Below are 17,607 nucleotides of genomic sequence, written 5' to 3'. Positions count from 1 at the left end.
CTGCCTATGAAACTCCATCCCACCGTCAGTGAGAAGCTGGCCAACCTCCAGCAGACCAACCAGATCGGTTTGCTGGCATGGTCACTGCTGGCCCATCCGCCATTGCCGTTACAGGCCGGAGGCGTGCCGCATCAGCCCGGTCCGGATACCCCTCAGCCGCCCCAGCCCGGCGATAATCCGCCGATGGAGCCGGGTGAGCCGACCTTGCCCGATGAGCCACCTCCCGCCCCCGTCGCCTGATCAGCGCTGCACCGCCCAGACCTGCTCGGCGCCCGCAAGATAGACGCGGGTGGCTGAGTCGGGCTCGACTGTCCAGCCGCCGGTAAATTCGCCGAACGCTGGCAACAGGCTGACGCTACTGTCGATCAGAAAGCATGGCAGGCGCAGGCGCTGGCGTGCCTTGCCTCGCAACACGAACACCGGATGAACGTGCCCGGCCAGGACCGGGTGGGTGGCGTGCGCGGTGGGTTCATGCTGAAGGGCAAACGGCCCTTGCAGCCACGGTTCCTCCATCACTTCGATGCCCAGTGCGGCGGGCGGGTCGCCCGCATGCCGGTCGTGGTTGCCTCTTACCAAGATGATCCGTAGCCCGTCATGGCGCTGACGCCAGGCCATCAGCTTGGCGACAATGGCCGGCGCGCGCGCAGGGCGCGCGTGGAGGAAGTCGCCCAGTACGATCAATTGCTCGCAGTCATGCGTCGCCAACAACGCATCAAGGCGGGCCAAGGTTGCATCGGTAGTCCCACGCGGTACCGGCTGGTGCAGGGCGCGGTAGCTGGCTGCCTTGCCGATGTGCACGTCAGCCACCAGCAAGGCGCGCCGCGCCGGCCAGTACAGGGCCTTGTCGGGCAGTAGCCAGAGGGTCTCACCGCAATGCTCGATTACCAGGTGCTGGTCCATCTCTCTCCTTTCGGGGTTTGTCCGCGACCTTTTCCAGGTCGGCGACCATCCGTGCGATACGGTCGGCCAGTTTCTCCGTGCTGAGGGTTTCGCGCATGCCCTCGACCAAGAGTGCAAACGCCAAGGGCCCGGGCCGGCGCAAGACCTGTAGATCCAGACGCAATTTGCCCAGCTTGAGCAGTTGCCGGTGCAGCCGCTCGATTTCCAGCTCCTCGCGCAGCACTTCGTCTCGCGCCTGGCCAAGCAACAGGTTGCTGGCGTCATGCTTGCGAAACACTTCATAAAACAAGCCGCTGGACGCCTGGATCTGACGCGTGCTCTTTTGCGCTGACGGATAGCCGCCAAATACCAGCCCGGCAATCTGGGCAATTTCGCGAAAGCGCCGCAACGCCATCTCCCCAGCGTTGAGGCTGGCCAGTACATCCTCGAGCAGGTTTTCCGTGGACAGTGCTGACGGCAGGCAGTTTGCCCAGTCGACGCTGCTCGGGCTGAGCAGCTCAAAGCCATAGTCGCTGACGGCGATCGACACCGACAGCGGCTGCACGCGGCTGACCCGCCAAGCCACCAGATTGGCCAGGCCGAGGTTGGCCATGCGCCCGGCAAAGGGGTACAGAAACAGGTGCGAGCCTTGCCGTGAGGTAAACGTCTCGGCCAGCAAGGTGTGTTGAGTAGGCAGCGCCGACCAGGCTTGTTGCAGGGCCAGCAAGGGCCGTACAGCGCGCATTTCCGGGCCGTTGAAGTGGCCACGGGCGGCGGCGTCGAGCTGCTCGACCAAGGCATCGGCCAACTCACTCGAGAGCGGCATGCGGCCGCCATTCCAGCGTGCCACGGCGGCTTTGCGGGCGGTGCTGCGGCGCACGTAGGCGGTCATGTTCTCGACCCGCACCAGTTCCAGGATCCGCCCGGCAAATACCAGCGTGTCGCCGGGACGCAGGCGGGCGATGAATGCCTCTTCGACGCTGCCCAGGTTTTTCCCGCCACCGCCTTTGCTCCAGTACTTGAGGTTGATACTGGCCTCGCTGACGATGGTGCCGATGCCCATGCGATGGCGCCGGGCCAGGCGCTCGCTGGCCACTCGCCAGAGGCCGTCAGGGTGCGCCTGCACGCGTTGGTAGTCAGGGTAAGCGGTCAGCGAGTTGCCGCCGTGGCAGACAAAATCCAGCGCCCATTGCCACTGGCTGTCGCGCAGGTCACGAAAGGCCCAGGTACTGCGCACCTCTTCGAGCAGCTCGTGCGGGCGAAAGCCGCTGCCCAGGGCCATGCTGACCAGGTGCTGGACCAGCACGTCCATGCTCAGCCGCGGTGACTGGCGCGCTTCTATGTGGCCCGCGGCCAGGGCCTGGCGGGCCGCGGCGGCCTCGACCAACTCCAGGCTATGGGTCGGCACCAGGGTAATCCGTGAGGCGCGTCCCGGCGCATGGCCAGAGCGCCCGGCCCGTTGCAGCAGGCGGGCGATGCCTTTGGCGGAGCCAATCTGCAGCACCCGCTCCACGGGCAAAAAATCCACCCCAAGGTCGAGGCTGGAGGTGCAAATCACTGCTTTGAGCGTGCCCTGCTTGAGGCTGCGCTCGACCCAGTCGCGGGTCTGCCGGGCCAGCGAGGCGTGGTGCAAGGCAATCAGCCCAGCCCAATCGGGACGCTGGTCGAGCAGGGCCTGGTACCAGAGTTCGGCCTGCGCGCGGGTATTGGTGAATACCAGGCAACTGCTGCTGGCGTCGATTTCGGCGCTGACCTGAGCGAGCATTTTCAGCCCCATGTGGCCTGCCCAAGGGAAGCGCTCGATGGCCTCGGGCAGCAGGGTATCCACTTCGAAGCGTTTGTCCTGGCGGCCAGTGACCAGTGAGCCGCCAGCTGGCAGCAGTACTTCTTGTGCGTGGGGCAAGTTGCCGAGGGTCGCCGAGAGCCCCCAGACCACCAGCCCTGGATGCCAACGGCGCAGCCGCGCCAAGGCCAGTTGCAACTGCACACCACGCTTGTTGCCGAGCAGTTCGTGCCATTCGTCGACCACTACCATGCGCAGGTTGGAGAAGTCCTGCGCGGCATGTTCGCGGGTCAGCAGCAGGGTAAGGCTCTCCGGGGTGGTGACCAGTGTGCTGGGCAGGCGCCGGGATTGCCGGGCCCGTTCGGCGGCGCTGGTATCACCGCTGCGCACGCCCACGCTCCAGTTCAGGCCGAGGTCATCCAGCGGGGTTTGCAAGGCGCGTGCGGTGTCTGCGGCCAGGGCGCGCATCGGCGTGATCCAGAGCACATGCAGGGGCGCCGCTTGCTTGGCCGCTGGGGCCTTGGCAAAGGCACGCAGGGCCGCCAGCCACACCGCGTAGGTCTTGCCGGCCCCTGTGCTGGCATGCACCAGGCCGGATTCGCCGCGTTCGACAGCGGCCCAGACCTGGCGCTGGAACGCGAAGGGCTGCCAGCCGCGTGCGGCAAACCAGGCGTTGGCAAGGTCGGTGGTAGCGGGCATGCGGCAGGTCCGTCGGAGGCTGTGTTTCTACAGACCGTTGGCCGCTACGATTGGTTTTACCCGATCAGTTGCCCAGCAGGTAGCCACTGCGACAGACCTGCTCGCCGGCGACATGAGCGATGACCATACCGGTGGTGGCCATGCGCCGCACGCTGCGCGCGTAGAGCAGGCCGGCCTGATTGTTGCGCAGGGCGGTGATGCGGTCGCTGAGCGGGTCGATGACCTCGGCGATCAACTGCCCCGCCTGCAGGTACTGCCCGGGTTGGGCGTGGAATACCAGCAGGCCACCCAAGGGAGTGGTTACCGGCTCTACCGCCGCCAGCGGCGTGGCCGGGTGCAGCAAAGGCGGCAGCGGCTTGGGCTGGCCTTCGATTACTCCGGCGTGGGTCAGAAAATCAATGATCGCCTGGCTGTCCTGGGTCGCCAGGTCGTGGCTCACATCGGCCTGGCCGCGCAGTTCGAGGGTGACCGAGAAGCTGCCCTGCGGGATCGGGTAGCGTTTGCCGAAGCGCTGCTGCAGTTGCCACCAGACCAGGCTGAAGCATTCATCGAACGACTGCCCGCCGGAATCAGTAGCGAGCAGGCTTGCCTGGGCACCCAGGTAGCGGGCGAGCGGCTCGACCTGCGGCCAGGCTTCGGGCGTGGTGTACAGGTGCTCGACCGCTTCGAAGTCGCAGTGCAGGTCGAGCACCATGTCGGCATCGCAGGCCAGCCGCTGCAAGCACAGGCGTTGCGATTGCAGGGGGGTGCGCACGGGGTGCGCGGCCAGGCCGCGGCGCAGATGTTCGCGGATCAGCGCCAGGTTGTGTGCCGGGTCCTGGTTAAGTTGGCCCTCCAGCTGATCGCCAATGGTGTCTGACAGATCAACGAAGTTGCGATTGAAGTTTTCTCCGCTCTGCAACTCGAACCGGCCCAGTGGGGCGTCCAGCAAGACCTGCTCCAGCCCGACCGGATTGGCGACCGGTACCAGCAGGACCTCCTGGCGCAAGCGGCCTTGTTGTTCCAGTTCCAACAAACGTTGCTTGAGGTGCCAGGCCACCAGCATGCCTGGCAACTCGTCGGCATGCAGCGAGGCCTGGATATACACCTTGCCGCCACCGCGCGGGCCGAACTGAAAGCTGTGCAGCTGTCGGGTGATGCCTGGGGCGGGGGAGAGGAGGTCGTGGGTCGAGTGGTGCATGGTGGTCCTGATGGGCATGGGTTTGACGGTCTGCGACTGGAAATAGAAGCATAAACTTCGGCTTTGCGCATGGGCGAGGTTGATTTTTGCCGGGTCAGTTGCTGCCTCTTCGCTATCTATCAGGCCAGCAAGGCCTGCAGGGTTGCCAGGTTATCAGCCTCAGCCACCGGCTTGTCCAGCCGCCAGCGCAGCATGCGCGGGAAGCGCACGGCGATACCGCTTTTGTGGCGCTTGGACAGCGCGATGCCTTCGAAGCCCAGCTCGAACACCAGGGTCGGAGTCACGCTGCGCACCGGGCCGAAGGTTTCCACGGTGGTCTTGCGGATGATCGCATCGACCTTGCGCATCTCTTCATCACTGAGCCCGGAATAGGCCTTGGCGAACGGCACCAGGCTGCGCTCGGGGGTACCGGGCGGCGCATCCCAGACGGCAAAGGTGTAGTCGCTGTACAAGCTGGCGCGCCGGCCATGGCCACGCTGGGCATAGATCAGTACGGCATCGACGCTGAACGGGTCGATCTTCCACTTCCACCACAGGCCCATGTCCTTGGTCCGTCCGACCCCGTACAGCGCCTCGCGCTGCTTGAGCATCAAGCCTTCGACGCCAAGGCTGCGTGACTGCTCGCGCTGGCGGGCAAGGTCGGCCCAGGTGTCGCCTTGCAGCAGCGGGGAGAGCAGCAGCGGTGCCAACGGATGCTCCTGGGCGATGCGCTCCAGTTGCGCGCGTCGCTCGTGCTGAGGGCGATTGCGCCAGTCCTGATCCTGCCATTCGAGCAGGTCGTAGGCCTTGAGGACGACCGGAGCGTCGGCCAGCAGTTTCTTGCCCAATGTCTTGCGGCCCAGCCGTTGCTGGAGCAGGGCAAACGGCTGCACGGCTACGGCCTGCTCGGTAGCGCCGGGCTTCCACACGAGGATTTCGCCGTCGAGCACGGTGCCGTCGGGCAAGGTCGCCGCCAGGCTGTGCAACTCGGGGAAACGATCGGTGACCAGCTCTTCGCCGCGCGACCAGATCCACAGCTGGCCGTCACGCTTGACCAACTGCGCGCGGATGCCATCCCATTTCCACTCGACCTGCCAGTCGCTGACCGGACCCAGCAAAGCCTCGAATTGCTCGGTGGGGGCCTGCAGGGCGTGGGCCAGGAAAAACGGATAAGGCTGGCCGCCACGCTGGCTGTGCTCATCGGCGGATTCGCCGGCGATCAGCTTGAGGTAGCTGTCGGCGTTGGGTCTATGGCTCAGGTCGGTATAGCCGACCATGCGCTGGGCGACGCGCTTGGCGTCGAGGTCAGCCAGTTGCGCCAGAGCGCGGGTCACCAGCAGCTTGGACACGCCGACACGAAAACTGCCGGTGATCAGTTTCAGGCAGAGCATCAGGCTCGGCCGATCCAACTGCGCCCAGAGCTGCGGCAGGCGCTCACGCACATTCTCCTGGGGCTGGCCGCGCAGCGGCAGCAAGTGCTGCTCGACCCACTCGGCGAGGCCTTCATCGCTGCCTTGAGGATTGTCGGGGAGCAGCAGCGAGATGGTCTCGGCCAGGTCGCCCACTGACTGGTAGCTTTCTTCGAAGAGCCAGTCAGGCAGTTGCGACAGTTCAATGGCCAGTTCACGCAGCAGACGCGTTGGCACCAACTGTCGAGGCCGACCACCGGCGAGAAAATACACCGCCCAGGCTGCATCGCGAGCCGGGGCCTGGCTGAAGTACTCGCGCAGGGCCTGCAGCTTGGCATTGCTGGAGGTGGTGCCATCCAGGCGCAGGTACAGCTCGGCAAAGGCCTTCATGCCTGCGCCTGCGGCTCGCCGCTATCGTCCTCGTCGCCGTATTCGGTGACGAATCCGCGGGCATCGAGACCGCGTTCGGCGAGATAACGCACCAGCACATTGACCGAGCCATGGGTGACCATTATCCGCTCGGCCCCGGTCTGCTCGATCGCCCAGAGCAAGCCTGGCCAGTCGGCGTGATCCGAGAGGACGAAGCCGCGGTCGACGCCGCGCCGCCGCCGCGTGCCGCGCAGGCGCATCCAGCCGCTGGCGAAGGCATCGCTGTAGTCACCAAAGCGCTTCATCCAACTGCTGCCGCCTGCGGACGGTGGTGCCAGCACCAAGGCTTGGCGCAGCAGCGGGTCGTTACGGGCGAAGTCCCCCGCATAGTGAGTCTCGGGCAGCGCCACCCCTGCCTCGCGGTAGACCCGGTTGAGCGGCTCGACCGCACCATGTACAAGGATTGGCCCGATGCTCGGGTCCAGCCCGTGCAGGATCCGCTGGGCCTTGCCGAACGCATAGCAGAACAGCACGCTGGCCTTGCCCAGCTCGCGGTTGGCTCGCCACCAGGCGTTGATCTCGCTGAAGATCACCGCCTGCGGCGGCCAGCGGTAGATCGGCAGGCCGAAGGTCGATTCGGTAATGAAGGTGTGGCAGCGCACCGGCTCGAATGCTGCGCAGGTGCCGTCGGGTTCGACCTTGTAGTCACCCGACGCTACCCAGACCTCGCCCTGATACTCCAGGCGCACTTGTGCCGAACCCAGCACATGCCCCGCGGGATGAAAGCTCAAGGTGACCCCATGGTGCTCAAGGCGCTCGCCGTAAGCCAGGGTCTGCAGGTCGATATCCTGGCCGAGGCGGCTGCGCAACACGCCGGCACCCGGTTCGGCGGTGAGGTAACGGGTATTGCCGGGGCGGGCGTGGTCAGCGTGACCATGGGTGATCACCGCGCGCTCCACCGGTCGCCACGGATCGATGTAGAAATCACCGGGCGGGCAGTACAGGCCTTCGGGGCGAGCGATCACAAGGTCCATGGGCACGGGCACTGGCTTGGGGGTTACAAGGTAGGAGCGTGGAGTGCGGGGGGAAGTTCGGATGGGATTTGTGCGGTAGGGAAGCGGACTAGGCTAAAACCGCCTGAGCATGAAAAAGCCGCCAGTCATGGCGGCTTTTGCAATGAGGCTGAGGATTTACTTGCCCGGCACCAGCGTCAGCCGCTGAGTGCCATAGGCCCGGGCGAAGTTCTGCGGCTGGATCGGCAGGCTCATGAATCGCCCTTTGAACCAGGCATCCAGGCCATCGCCATAATGGCGGCTGGCGGCGTTGCCGGATTGGCCGCTGCTGGTCAGCACCTGCAGCGGTTCGGCCTGGCCGAAGTCGACGATCATCCGCGCCGACGCCGGCAATTGCGTATCGAAGCCGCTGCCCCAAGCGTAAGGGGTCATGGCCAGGGTAGTGAAGTCGCCACCGGCAGCCAGCGGCGCGCGGCTGATTGCATCGCCCAGGCCGTGGTAGCTCGCTGCCGGCCAACGGTACTGGTGCAGCTTGCCCCACTGCCAGGCGCTTCGATCTGCACCCAGCTGCGCGGTCCCGGTGTCGACGGCAGCCGCCAGGCTGCGGGCGAGGATGGCCGGTTTGTCTTCTTTCTGTGCGGTCGAGCGGTCGTCCCAGAACGGGCTGTCCTCGCGACCGAGCAGATGGTCGGCCTGGGCCGAGTACGACAACTGGGCGTTGCCGACGAATGCCTGCCAGGCCGGGCTTGACTCGGGGCCGAGGTCGTCGAGGAAGGTTTGCCGGGCGACTTCCTGGAGGAACAGTTGATACAGCGCGGCATCCGCCGACAGCGGGCTCAGGCGACCGTCGAAGGCCTTGAGTCGGGTCAGGGTGTCACGCGCCTTGGCGCGTTGGGCGGCTGGCAGGGCGTCGATGGCCTGCTTGAGCGGCTGGGCCATGCCCGGGGCGTCGAACATCTGCTTCAGCTTGTCGGCCAGCAGGGTCACCTGGTCGTTCTGCATGGCGATCAGGCTGCGGCTGTCGTGGCGGCCGTTGCCGGCCAGTTGAGCCAGGCGCTCGGCCCGCTCGGGGTAATACCAGGTGTTGGACAACTGCATGCCGTAACCCTTGGCCAGGCTGCGCTGGTTGGCGTGGCCGAGCCAGCCGGCTTGCGGGTCCTGGTCGTAGGGGTGGAGCATCGGATCGGCGTAGCCGTCCCAGTCATAACGGCCGTCCCAGCCTGGCGAGGGCAGCAGGCCCTGGCCGTCGCGACGATTGGGGTAGCGGCCGCTGACCTGCCAGCCGATGTGCTCGGGGTCGGCGAAGACAAAGTTGAACGCAGCAGCGCCCACTTCACGGGTGCTGTCGAAGGCGCGCTCGACATTGCTCGCGCGGGTCAGGTCGAACAACGCGTCAAGGCTGCGGTCATCCTTGAGCCGCGGCAGGCTCAGGGCCAAGCCCAGGCCGTTGTTGCCCGGCTGACCCAGCAGGGTGCCGTGGCGGGTGTCGTACATGACCTCGCGCAGCGGCCGCTGGCCACGGGCGAAGAAGGTCTCGCTGCGGGCGCGTGCCTGCTGCCACTTGCCATCGGCCAAATAGGTCAATTGGCTGCCCTGGCGGCGTATCTGCTCCAGGTACAGGTCCTGGTTGTCGGCCATGACCGCGCTGCTGCTCCAGGCCAGTTTGCCGTTGTAGCCGGCGACCAGGATCGGCAGGCCAGGCAGCGACAGGCCCGCGACCTGGTACTTACCCGTGTGGATCTGCACCGGGCTGAGTGCCCAGGCCGCGCGGCTGTCGCTGGCCAGCAGGCTCTTGCCGCTGCGGCTGCGTTGTGGCCCGAGGGCGACGTTGGCCGAGCCGGGACTGCCGAGCAGGCCGAGGTCGGCCAGCTTCTGGCTGGCGCTGGCCAGTGCAGGCAGGTCGGGCAGTTGAGTGCTGAGGTTGAGCCCCTTGAGCTTATCCACCTCGGCCTCGGCCAATGGCTCGTCGGGCGCAGCGGGCAGCAGCCAGGCGAGCTTGTCGCTGCCGACTTTTTCCGCCAGGGTCAGGGCGCTGAGCTCTTCCTGCAGGTTCACCGACTGGCTGAAGGCATACAGGCTGAACACCAGCGCCGAGTCTTCCGGCTTCCAGTACTCCGGACGATATCCGCTGCGGGCGAGCTCACCCGGGAGTTTGTCGCGGAAGCGGAACAGGTAGGCGTTGACCCCACGCGCATACACCTCGAAGAAGCGCTTGAGCCGTGGTGAAGCGTCGGCGTAGAGCTGGCCGGCGTTCTGCTTGAGGTTGGCTGCGCGCATCAGACGGTCGATGTCCAGCGCCTCAGGGCCAGCCAGTTCGGCCAGGCGACCTTGTGCCAGCAGGCGCATGGCGACCATCTGCTCGATGCGATCGCTGGCGTGAACGTAGCCGAGGCTGAACAGCGCGTCGTGGAAGCTGCTGCTCTCGATCAGCGGTGCGCCCATGGCATTGCGACGTACCGACACATTCTGCGCCAGGCCCTTGAGCGGTTGCACGCCCGTCGTTGCTGGCACGCTGTCCTGATAGCCGCCCATCTGGCAGCCGCCCAGGCCAAGCAGGCCCAATAGCGCCAGGGCGCCGAAGCGGGGACGGAAGGGAGGAAAGGCGGCGGCGGCCATGACGAGGCTCCTGCAAAGCGTGGCGGGGGTTGGAAAGGCGCTAAGGTAGTGAGCGCAGGAGCGCCGTGCAAGGTGCGGCGAGTCTTTATTTCAGCGGGCCTGCCGAGTGGTCGGCGGTTGCTGGAACCCAGCGCGATCCTTCCTGGCTAGACCCATTCCCTGTAGGAGCGGGCTTGCCCCGCGAAACCGGCACAGCCGGTGCTATGCACCGCGGTGGCTGGACCGGCCTCTTCGCGGGACCAGCCCGCTCCTCCAGGGTTACGCTACATCAATGAGTCAGGGTGAGCTCCATGAGAGCCGCGGTGCTTGCACCACAGTACTGGTGACGGAATCAGGCGCCGTGGCACTTCTTGAACTTCTTCTCGCTGCCGCACGGGCAAGGGTCGTTGCGGCCAACGTCCTTCAGGGCGTTGCGCACCGGCTCCTGGTGGCCGTGGTTGCAGTGCGGGCCGTGCACATGGCCGTGATCGTGGTCGTGCTGGTGATCATGATCGTGGTTGCAGTCTGGACCATGGACATGGGGTTGTTGGGTCATTGCGGGTTACTCCGGTATGAAATCGCCGGGCATTATCTCACCACTGCGCGACAAGTGCAGGCTCCGAAAGATGAACAGCCCGGTGTTCAGTTCGGCACTCAGCCGGTAGCGCAGCGGCTGCTTGCTCTTGAACAGCTTGGCCAGTGGCTTGAGCTGCGCCCACAGGTTGGTCCGCGCGGTGATCTTGAAGGTGCGCCGGTCATGCCCGCCGACGCTGCGCCAGAGGCTGGCCTCGTCATCGACCAGCAGCAGCTCGTTGAGCCGCACCGAGTACGCCAGGTTGCGAATGAACAGGCGGCTGTCATTGGGGTTGTCGACCCGCAGGTGGAGGATGAACTCCTGCTGGTGCAGGCGCGCCTTGACCGTCTCCACCTTGACCAGGTGTACCTCGGGTTCGCGCCAGTCCTCGCCGCCCCAGCTGACACAACCTGCCAATAGCAGCACGAAGCTGGCGAGGAGCAGGCGGGCCAGGGCGTTCATGGTCAGCTAGCCACGTAGCTGGAACAGCATTTCTTGAATTTCTGCCCGCTGGCACAGGGGCAGGGATCATTGCGGGTGACCTTCAAGGCCACAGTCGGGTCGATGAAATACCAACGTCCTTCGCGCTGGACGAAAGCCGAGCGCTCGCGGTGGGCATGTTCGCCTTGTTCATCGTGCCAGCGTGCAATGAAGGTGACGAAGGCATGTTCGGGCTGGCCGCCCAGCACTTCGGCGCTCTCCACATCCAGGCCGAGCCAGGTGCTTTGCGCGCTCCAGGCCGCCATGGCGGCGCGATCGAGCCCGCCTTGCTGAGCCGGCAGGGTGGTGCCTACCAGATAATCCATCAGACCCAGCACGTAGGCGCTGTAGCGCGAACGCATCAGTGATTGAGCGTCCGGAGCGGGCTGGCCAGCGTGATAATGCCCGCAACAGGCCTCGAGCAGGTTGCCGCTGCCACACGGGCAGACCGAAACACTCATCACATCACCACCAGTACTTGCCAAAGTTTTCGGGGTTGGCCCAGAACCGGGCGTTGAGCCAGTCCGGGACCTGTTTGTAGTCATGTAGATCATAGGTGAACAGGCTCAGGACCTGATCGTCGCGACGAAATTTCTCGCTGGCCGACATCGCCAGGGAGAAAAAGTCGGTGTCGTGCCAGCCGCAGGCGCTGAGGTCGGCCAGCACCGCAACCCTGCTGGCATTGAGATTGCGAATACCGCCGAGCAGTTCCAGGCCGCTGCGCTTGGGCAGGTGCTCCAGGCAGTCGACCAGCACCGCCAGGTCGTAACGTTGGGCTGCCACCGGGCCGGGCAGCGCGCCGGGCGCGGCTACTTCTATGGTGACCTGCGGATGCGCCTGGGCAAACGCGTCCAGGGCCGGAAAGCGCGAGCCCACCAGCAGCAGGCGCTGGGGCGTGAAGCGTTCGAGCAGGGCCGCGAGGGCCTGCTGCGGTGTACGTTGGGAAAAACCGTCGGTCATTGCCAGTCCTCGTTCAGGGTTACCAAGACTAGCCGGCCCCGGCGCGCGGGCATAGGGCTACGAGGCCGCAGCAGGGCTTATCGCTGGCAGAGCGGTAATGTGCGGTCTTTACTCCCAGAGATCGGCCTGGTGCCGATTCCCCCTAGGAGACGCAACACTATGAGCATAGTACGCACAGCGATACCCCTGGTTCTGCTCACCGGCGTGTTGACTGGTTGTGCAGGACTGCAAAAGACCGACTGGCCGACCTGTGCGGCCGTGGGTGGTGTGGGCGGCGCTGCCCTTGGCGCCATCGAAAGCTCCAGCTGGGCGGGTTGGGGCGCGTTGCTCGGTGGTGGCCTGGCGGCCGGCTACTGCTGGGCCAACGGTGATGGCGACGAAGACGGCGACGGCGTGCCGGACAGCCGCGACAAGTGCCCAGGCACCCCGCGTGGGGTGCAAGTGGATGCCAATGGCTGCCCACCGGAGCCGGTCGCTGTGGTCGAGGAAGTGGTGGTGGTCAAAGAGGAAGTCATCGTTATCCGTGACGTCCACTTCGAGTTCGACTCGGCGCGCCTGACCGGCGCCGATAAAGAGCGGCTGAACACCATCGCCACCCGCCTCAAGCAGGAAGCAGCCAGCGCACGCTTGAGCGTCACCGGCCATACCGACAGTGTCGGCTCCGACAGCTACAACCAGAAACTGTCCGAGCGGCGTGCGCATTCGGTGACCGATTACCTGGTCGAAAGTGGGGTGCCTCGCAGTAGCTTCATCTCGGTGGTCGGTGCTGGCGAAACTCAGCCGGTTGCGGATAACGCCACCGCCGATGGGCGGGCCATGAACCGTCGCACCGAGATCAAGATCCAGCGCTAGCCGGCGCGGCCCGCGCCTTGAGAAGTGGCGCGGGCGCGTCTTTACTCCTGGGGGACCGGTAGCGGCCGGTGGCACAGGAGCATTGATCATGGGTGTTATGTCAAAGGCGGCGCTGCCGTTGCTGTTGGTGTCCGGCCTGCTCACGGGCTGCGCCACCCACAGTGACGGCGGTGCGCCCCTCAATCAACGGACGTGGCCAATCTGCAGCCTGCTGGGTGGGCTTGCGGGTGGCGGCCTGGGCGCGATCGAGAGCTCTGCCTGGGCCAGCGGGCTCGGTGCAGTGGGCGCGATAGCTGGCGGATTGATCTGCTATGCCCAGGATGGCGACGAGGATGGCGATGGCGTGTTCGACCGCCGCGACCGTTGCCCGGATACCCCGGTCGGCACCCAGGTCAATCATATGGGTTGCCCGCTGCCGCAATACCCGCCATCGGCGCCACGGGTTGAACCATCAGTGACTTCCGAGGTGATTACTCTCGATGATCAGGGCCAGGTGCTGTTCGCTTTCGATTCGGCCGAGCTCATGCCTGGCGCCCAGCAGCGTCTGCGCGAACTGCTGCCCAAGCTCAGCAATCCCGCAGTGGCCACGATCAAGGTGGTCGGCCATACCGATGGCGTGGGAGCCGACAGTTACAACCAGAGCCTGTCTGAGCAGCGGGCCAGTAGGGTTGCCGAGTACCTCATCAGCCAGGGGCTGGCGCCAAACAAGGTCACCAGCCTGGGGCGTGGCGAGAGCGAGCCGGTGGCGGACAACGATACCGACGAAGGCCGCGCGCTCAATCGCCGCGTGGAGTTGCACCTGAACTGAACATTTCGCCGCTGGTGTGCGCACCCGGCATGAGGTTACTGTGGCTGAAGTTGCCCGCTGTCACGGGCAGCTTTGCCTTGACGACAAATCAGGGGGTAGCGCATGAAGTTCATCCTGGGCCTGGGCAAGCTGCTCACCGTCGCGTTCTGGTGGGTGGTGCTGGTCAATCTGTTGATACCGCAGCCCGTGCCGTTCAACCTGTTGATCAACGCGGCGGGTATCTTTCTGCTAGGCCTGCATGTGCTTGAGGTGCTGTTCTTCAATGCCAGCCTGCGTCAGCGCAGCCACCGCTGGTTTGACCGTTTGCAGATTCTGTTGACGGGTATTTTCCATGTCATGTCCATTCCCAAGCCACAGGAGACGCCGCGCCGTGCGTAAATTGATGTTGCTGGCGGCCTTCGCCAGCCCACTGGTTCAGGCGCAGAGCCTGGATGTTGCCGCCCATTCGGTATTGCGCTTGGCGAACAAGGCCAATAGCGTCCATCTGGAGCAGCTGCGGGTGGCCGATTCGGCGACCTTGCTGGTGCCTGCCTCCTTGACGTCATTGACCATCGACCGCCTGGAACTGGGCCGCGATGCGCGGATTGCCGTTGCTCCGGGTGACAGCGCGTTGCGCATCGAAGCGGCGACGGCGCGTTTTGCCGAGGGCAGCGAGATCACCGCGACAGGTGCACCTGGCAGCTATGAAAGGGCCGCCCGACCTGGGCGTGAGCTGGATGTGCGGTTGCATGCCCTTGAGGCTGATCGGCTGGCGATTGATGCCCGCGGTGGTGCCGGCGCGCCGGGCTATGTCGGCCTCGATGGGGCCAATGGCAAGCCCGGAGGCTGTACCTGGGGCCAGGCCAGCCGCGGGGCCAACGGTGACAATGGCGGTAATGGCCATGATGGTGCTGCGGGTGGCCGAGTTCGGCTGGCGGTACCTGAGGGGTTTGAGCCGCAACGTATCGTGGTCCGCCTCGAAGGTGGCGTGGCGGGCAAACCGGGCGCGGCCGGCAAGCCTGGGGCCGGCGGTGCCAGCAAGGGTTGCCTGGTATATAGCACCGATGCTGGCGCCAAGGGCAGGGCCGGCGAGCCTGGTCAGCCTGGTTTGGCGGGGGCGCCGGGAGAGTTGATTTTGCAGCATCTGTGAGTCATCAGGCGTACGCAGTTCTGGGGGCGCCGGACCGGTCGGAAAGGGCTGCGCAGCAGCCCCGGCATACCCAAGTCAGACGCAATTTCAGAAGACCTTGGAAGGCCTGCCCCTCAGAGCAAGATCCGCGAACTGGCCACGGCGACCACCGCCAACCCCAGCAACAGGTTCACCCCGACCATCCGCCGAATCCGCGCCAATACCCCAGCCCCGGCCGCCCAGTCCTCGGCCTGCACCGCTGCGCGCAACTCCGGCAGCATCAACGACTGCACGCGCATGAATAACGCAAACATCACGATTCCACCGCCGATCATCAGCTGAACATAGCGAGGCGCCGTCTCGAACCCGCTGAAGCGCACGTGCAACATGCCGATACCACTGATCGCCAAAACCGCCACTGCTGCCCAGATCCAGGCAAAGAAGCGTCGGAAAACTTCCACCCATAAACGCAGCCGTGCAGGCCCGTCCAAGGCTGCAACCGTTGCTGGGCGCAGCACCAGCCAGGCAAAGAACATCCCCCCGACCCAGACCAGGGCAGCCAGAACATGCAGTGTGTAGGGTAGGGCAAAGGCGAGCATCCGGATCTCCATGCGGCACAAAGGGCGATAGCGGGGTATGATAGCCGCCCCATGCGAAACACTGAAAATATATCCAGCCCTTCGGGCATCTGCAGACCATGATCAGCAACGAACTCAAAGCCACCATCCAGGGCGCCTACTCGCGTTTTCTCGAAGCCAAGAGCCTCAAGCCACGCTATGGCCAGCGCCTGATGATCGCCGAGGTGGCGAAAGTCCTCGGCGACATCGCCTGCGACGACGAAGGCCGCCGCGCGGGCGAGCCTGCCGTTGTCGCGGTGGAGGCGGGTACCGGTACCGGCAAGACGGTGGCCTACAGCCTGGCCGCGATTCCTGCCGCCAAGGCTGCGGGCAAGCGCCTGGTGATCGCTACCGCTACGGTCGCGTTGCAGGAGCAGATCGTCTTCAAGGACCTGCCCGACCTGATGCGCAACAGCGGCCTCAACTTCAGCTTTGCCCTGGCCAAAGGCCGCGGACGCTACCTGTGCCTGTCCAAACTCGATGTGCTGCTGCAGGAAGGCCACGCTCAGTCGGCCACCGCCCAGCTGTTCGAGGAAGAGGGCTTTCACATCGAGGTCGATGAGCGCAGCCAGAAGCTGTTCAACAGCATGATCGAGAAGCTTGCCGGCAACCGCTGGGACGGCGACCGCGACAGTTGGTCCGAAGCGCTCGAAGACCAGGACTGGGCGCGCCTGACTACCGATCACAGCCAGTGCACCGGCCGCCATTGCCCGAACTATCAGCAGTGCGTCTTCTACAAGGCCCGCGAGGGCATGGGCAAGGTCGACGTGATCGTCACCAACCATGACATGGTCCTGGCCGACCTGGCCCTGGGCGGCGGCGCCGTGCTGCCCGACCCGCGTGACACCATGTACGTGTTCGACGAAGGCCATCACCTGCCGGACAAGGCCATCGGCCACTTCGCTCATTATTCGCGCCTGCGTTCTACTGCCGACTGGCTGGAGCAGACCGCCAAGAACCTGACCAAGTTGCTCGCTCAGCACCCGCTGCCGGGCGACCTTGGCAAGTACATCGAGCAAGTGCCGGAGCTGGCGCGGGAAATCCGTACCCAGCAGCAGTTCATGTTTACCCTGTGCGAGCAGGTGGCAGACTTCCGCCCCGGTGAAGACCCAGAAGGCCGAGACCGCCCGCGCTACCGCTTCGAAGGCGGCGTGGTGCCGGAGCAGATCCGCGAAGTCGGCATCGAACTGAAAAAGGGCTTCTCGCGCCTCAACGACTTGTTCACCCGCCTGGCCGACCTGCTCAAAGAAGGCATGGACGCGGAAACCAGCATCGGCATTCCCAGCCATCAGGCCGAGGAGTGGTACCCGCTGTTTGGCAGCCTGGTCACCCGTGCCCAGTCCAACTGGGAACTATGGACAGCGTTCACCGCCGAAGACCCGGAAGACAGCCCGCCGATGGCGCGCTGGCTGACCCTCGCCGAGACCGGCGCGCTGTTCGACATCGAGGTCAACGCCAGCCCCATTCTTGCTGCCGAAATGCTTCGCCGCAGCTTGTGGAGTGTCGCTCACGGCGCCCTGGTGACCTCGGCCACCTTGACCGCGCTGGGCAAGTTCGACCGTTTCCGCATGCGCTCGGGTCTGCCGCGCGATGCGGTCACCTGCGTGGTGCCCAGCCCGTTCGTGCATGGCGACGCCGGCCTTTTGCGGGTGCCTGACCTCGGCGCCGATCCGCGTGACGCGGCCGGGCATACCGCGGCGATCATTCGTGAACTGCCAGCGATGCTCGAAGAGGCCCGCGGCGCGCTGGTGCTGTTCTCTTCACGCAAGCAGATGCAGGACGTCTTCGACGGCCTCGACCGCGACTGGCGTAAGCTGGTGCTGATCCAGGGCAATCTGTCCAAGCAGGAAACCCTCAACAAGCACAAGGCGCGGGTTGACGATGGCCAGCACAGCGTACTGTTCGGCCTGGCCAGCTTTGCCGAAGGTGTCGACTTGCCGGGCGCCTACTGCGAGCACGTGGTGATTGCCAAGATCCCGTTCTCGGTACCGGATGACCCGGTCGAGGCGGCGCTGGCCGAGTGGATCGAGGCCCGTGGCGGCAACCCGTTCATGGAAATTTCCGTCCCCGATGCCTCGCTCAAACTGATCCAGGCGTGCGGTCGTCTGCTGCGCACCGAGCAGGATCGCGGTGTCATTACCTTGCTGGACCGTCGATTGGTCACCCAACGCTACGGCAAGGCTATTCTCAATGCGCTGCCGCCGTTTCGGCGGGAGATTTCCTGACGGCCGGAGCATGCTGCTTCGGCCCGTTGTCCATTACTCAGTCAAGGGCCCACACGGGTTCTGAAGGAGAGCCACAG

At 65.2% G+C, this 17,607-nt stretch carries 17 protein-coding genes; 6 read left to right on the top strand and 11 right to left on the bottom strand.

The window, feature by feature from the left end; translation table 11 throughout:
- The first annotated feature begins 6 nt into the window (after window positions 1–6).
- Window positions 7–240 carry a hypothetical protein gene (locus tag J3B00_RS23465; protein WP_209872699.1) on the top strand — a complete coding sequence of 78 codons (234 nt, stop codon included), beginning with the start codon at window positions 7–9 and terminating at the stop codon, window positions 238–240.
- Here the strand turns inward: J3B00_RS23465 and pdeM are convergent, their stop codons facing one another.
- From pdeM to J3B00_RS23415, 10 genes are all read right to left on the bottom strand, one after another.
- A complete protein-coding gene (gene pdeM, locus J3B00_RS23460; RefSeq protein ID WP_209872696.1) occupies window positions 241–900 on the bottom strand; it encodes a ligase-associated DNA damage response endonuclease PdeM in 660 nt (219 codons plus the stop codon).
- Window positions 866–3,361, bottom strand: a complete 2,496-nt coding sequence (locus J3B00_RS23455) for a ligase-associated DNA damage response DEXH box helicase (protein WP_209872693.1) — start codon at window positions 3,359–3,361, stop codon at window positions 866–868. The genes pdeM and J3B00_RS23455 overlap by 35 nt, the downstream gene beginning before the upstream one ends.
- A gap of 64 nt (window positions 3,362–3,425) precedes the next feature.
- Complete coding sequence (locus tag J3B00_RS23450) at window positions 3,426–4,541, bottom strand: succinylglutamate desuccinylase/aspartoacylase family protein (protein WP_209875117.1); 1,116 nt, start codon at window positions 4,539–4,541, stop codon at window positions 3,426–3,428.
- Window positions 4,542–4,660: 119 nt separating this feature from the next.
- Window positions 4,661–6,319, bottom strand: a complete 1,659-nt coding sequence (locus J3B00_RS23445) for an ATP-dependent DNA ligase (protein ID WP_209872690.1) — start codon at window positions 6,317–6,319, stop codon at window positions 4,661–4,663.
- A complete protein-coding gene (locus tag J3B00_RS23440) occupies window positions 6,316–7,332 on the bottom strand; it encodes a ligase-associated DNA damage response exonuclease (RefSeq protein WP_209872687.1) in 1,017 nt (338 codons plus the stop codon). Before J3B00_RS23440 ends, J3B00_RS23445 begins: the two co-directional genes overlap by 4 nt.
- A 156-nt stretch (window positions 7,333–7,488) precedes the next feature.
- Window positions 7,489–9,927, bottom strand: a complete 2,439-nt coding sequence (locus J3B00_RS23435; RefSeq protein ID WP_209872684.1) for a penicillin acylase family protein — start codon at window positions 9,925–9,927, stop codon at window positions 7,489–7,491.
- A gap of 331 nt (window positions 9,928–10,258) precedes the next feature.
- Entirely contained in the window at window positions 10,259–10,462 is a 204-nt protein-coding gene (locus J3B00_RS23430; RefSeq protein WP_099430255.1) for an SEC-C metal-binding domain-containing protein, read from the bottom strand.
- A 6-nt stretch (window positions 10,463–10,468) separates the two neighbouring features.
- On the bottom strand, window positions 10,469–10,942 hold the full coding sequence (locus J3B00_RS23425; protein ID WP_209872681.1) for an LEA type 2 family protein: 474 nt from the start codon (window positions 10,940–10,942) through the stop codon (window positions 10,469–10,471).
- 2 nt (window positions 10,943–10,944) lie between these two features.
- A complete protein-coding gene (locus J3B00_RS23420) occupies window positions 10,945–11,421 on the bottom strand; it encodes a YchJ family protein (RefSeq protein ID WP_209872678.1) in 477 nt (158 codons plus the stop codon).
- Between the two features lie 4 nt (window positions 11,422–11,425).
- The gene (locus tag J3B00_RS23415; RefSeq protein ID WP_209872676.1) at window positions 11,426–11,920 is read right to left on the bottom strand and encodes a DUF6231 family protein; all 495 of its coding nucleotides are present in this window, start codon (window positions 11,918–11,920) and stop codon (window positions 11,426–11,428) included.
- 159 nt (window positions 11,921–12,079) lie between these two features.
- Here J3B00_RS23415 and J3B00_RS23410 point away from each other — a divergent pair, with 159 nt between their 5' ends.
- The 4 genes from J3B00_RS23410 to J3B00_RS23395 all read left to right on the top strand — a co-directional run bounded on the left by J3B00_RS23410 (window position 12,080) and on the right by J3B00_RS23395 (window position 14,709).
- Window positions 12,080–12,772, top strand: a complete 693-nt coding sequence (locus J3B00_RS23410; protein WP_209872672.1) for an OmpA family protein — start codon at window positions 12,080–12,082, stop codon at window positions 12,770–12,772.
- Between the two features lie 88 nt (window positions 12,773–12,860).
- Window positions 12,861–13,580 carry an OmpA family protein gene (locus J3B00_RS23405; RefSeq protein ID WP_209872668.1) on the top strand — a complete coding sequence of 240 codons (720 nt, stop codon included), beginning with the start codon at window positions 12,861–12,863 and terminating at the stop codon, window positions 13,578–13,580.
- Window positions 13,581–13,682: 102 nt separating this feature from the next.
- Complete coding sequence (locus tag J3B00_RS23400) at window positions 13,683–13,958, top strand: DUF1145 domain-containing protein (protein WP_209872666.1); 276 nt, start codon at window positions 13,683–13,685, stop codon at window positions 13,956–13,958.
- Window positions 13,951–14,709: a collagen-like protein gene (locus J3B00_RS23395; protein WP_209872661.1), complete on the top strand. Its 759-nt coding sequence runs from the start codon at window positions 13,951–13,953 to the stop codon at window positions 14,707–14,709. Before J3B00_RS23400 ends, J3B00_RS23395 begins: the two co-directional genes overlap by 8 nt.
- Window positions 14,710–14,822: 113 nt before the next feature.
- On the opposite strand, the gene J3B00_RS23390 is transcribed toward J3B00_RS23395, so the two are convergent.
- On the bottom strand, window positions 14,823–15,287 hold the full coding sequence (locus J3B00_RS23390) for a CopD family protein (protein ID WP_209872658.1): 465 nt from the start codon (window positions 15,285–15,287) through the stop codon (window positions 14,823–14,825).
- A 98-nt stretch (window positions 15,288–15,385) separates the two neighbouring features.
- Between J3B00_RS23390 and dinG the strand changes: the two genes are divergently transcribed.
- On the top strand, window positions 15,386–17,530 hold the full coding sequence (dinG, locus tag J3B00_RS23385; protein ID WP_209872655.1) for an ATP-dependent DNA helicase DinG: 2,145 nt from the start codon (window positions 15,386–15,388) through the stop codon (window positions 17,528–17,530).
- The last annotated feature ends 77 nt before the right edge of the window (window positions 17,531–17,607 follow it).

Origin of the sequence: Pseudomonas sp. BP8, assembly GCF_017875955.1 — a bacterium.
In the GTDB taxonomy this organism is placed as follows: Bacteria; Pseudomonadota; Gammaproteobacteria; order Pseudomonadales; family Pseudomonadaceae; genus Aquipseudomonas.
This window is presented reverse-complemented; position numbering and strand designations above follow the sequence as displayed.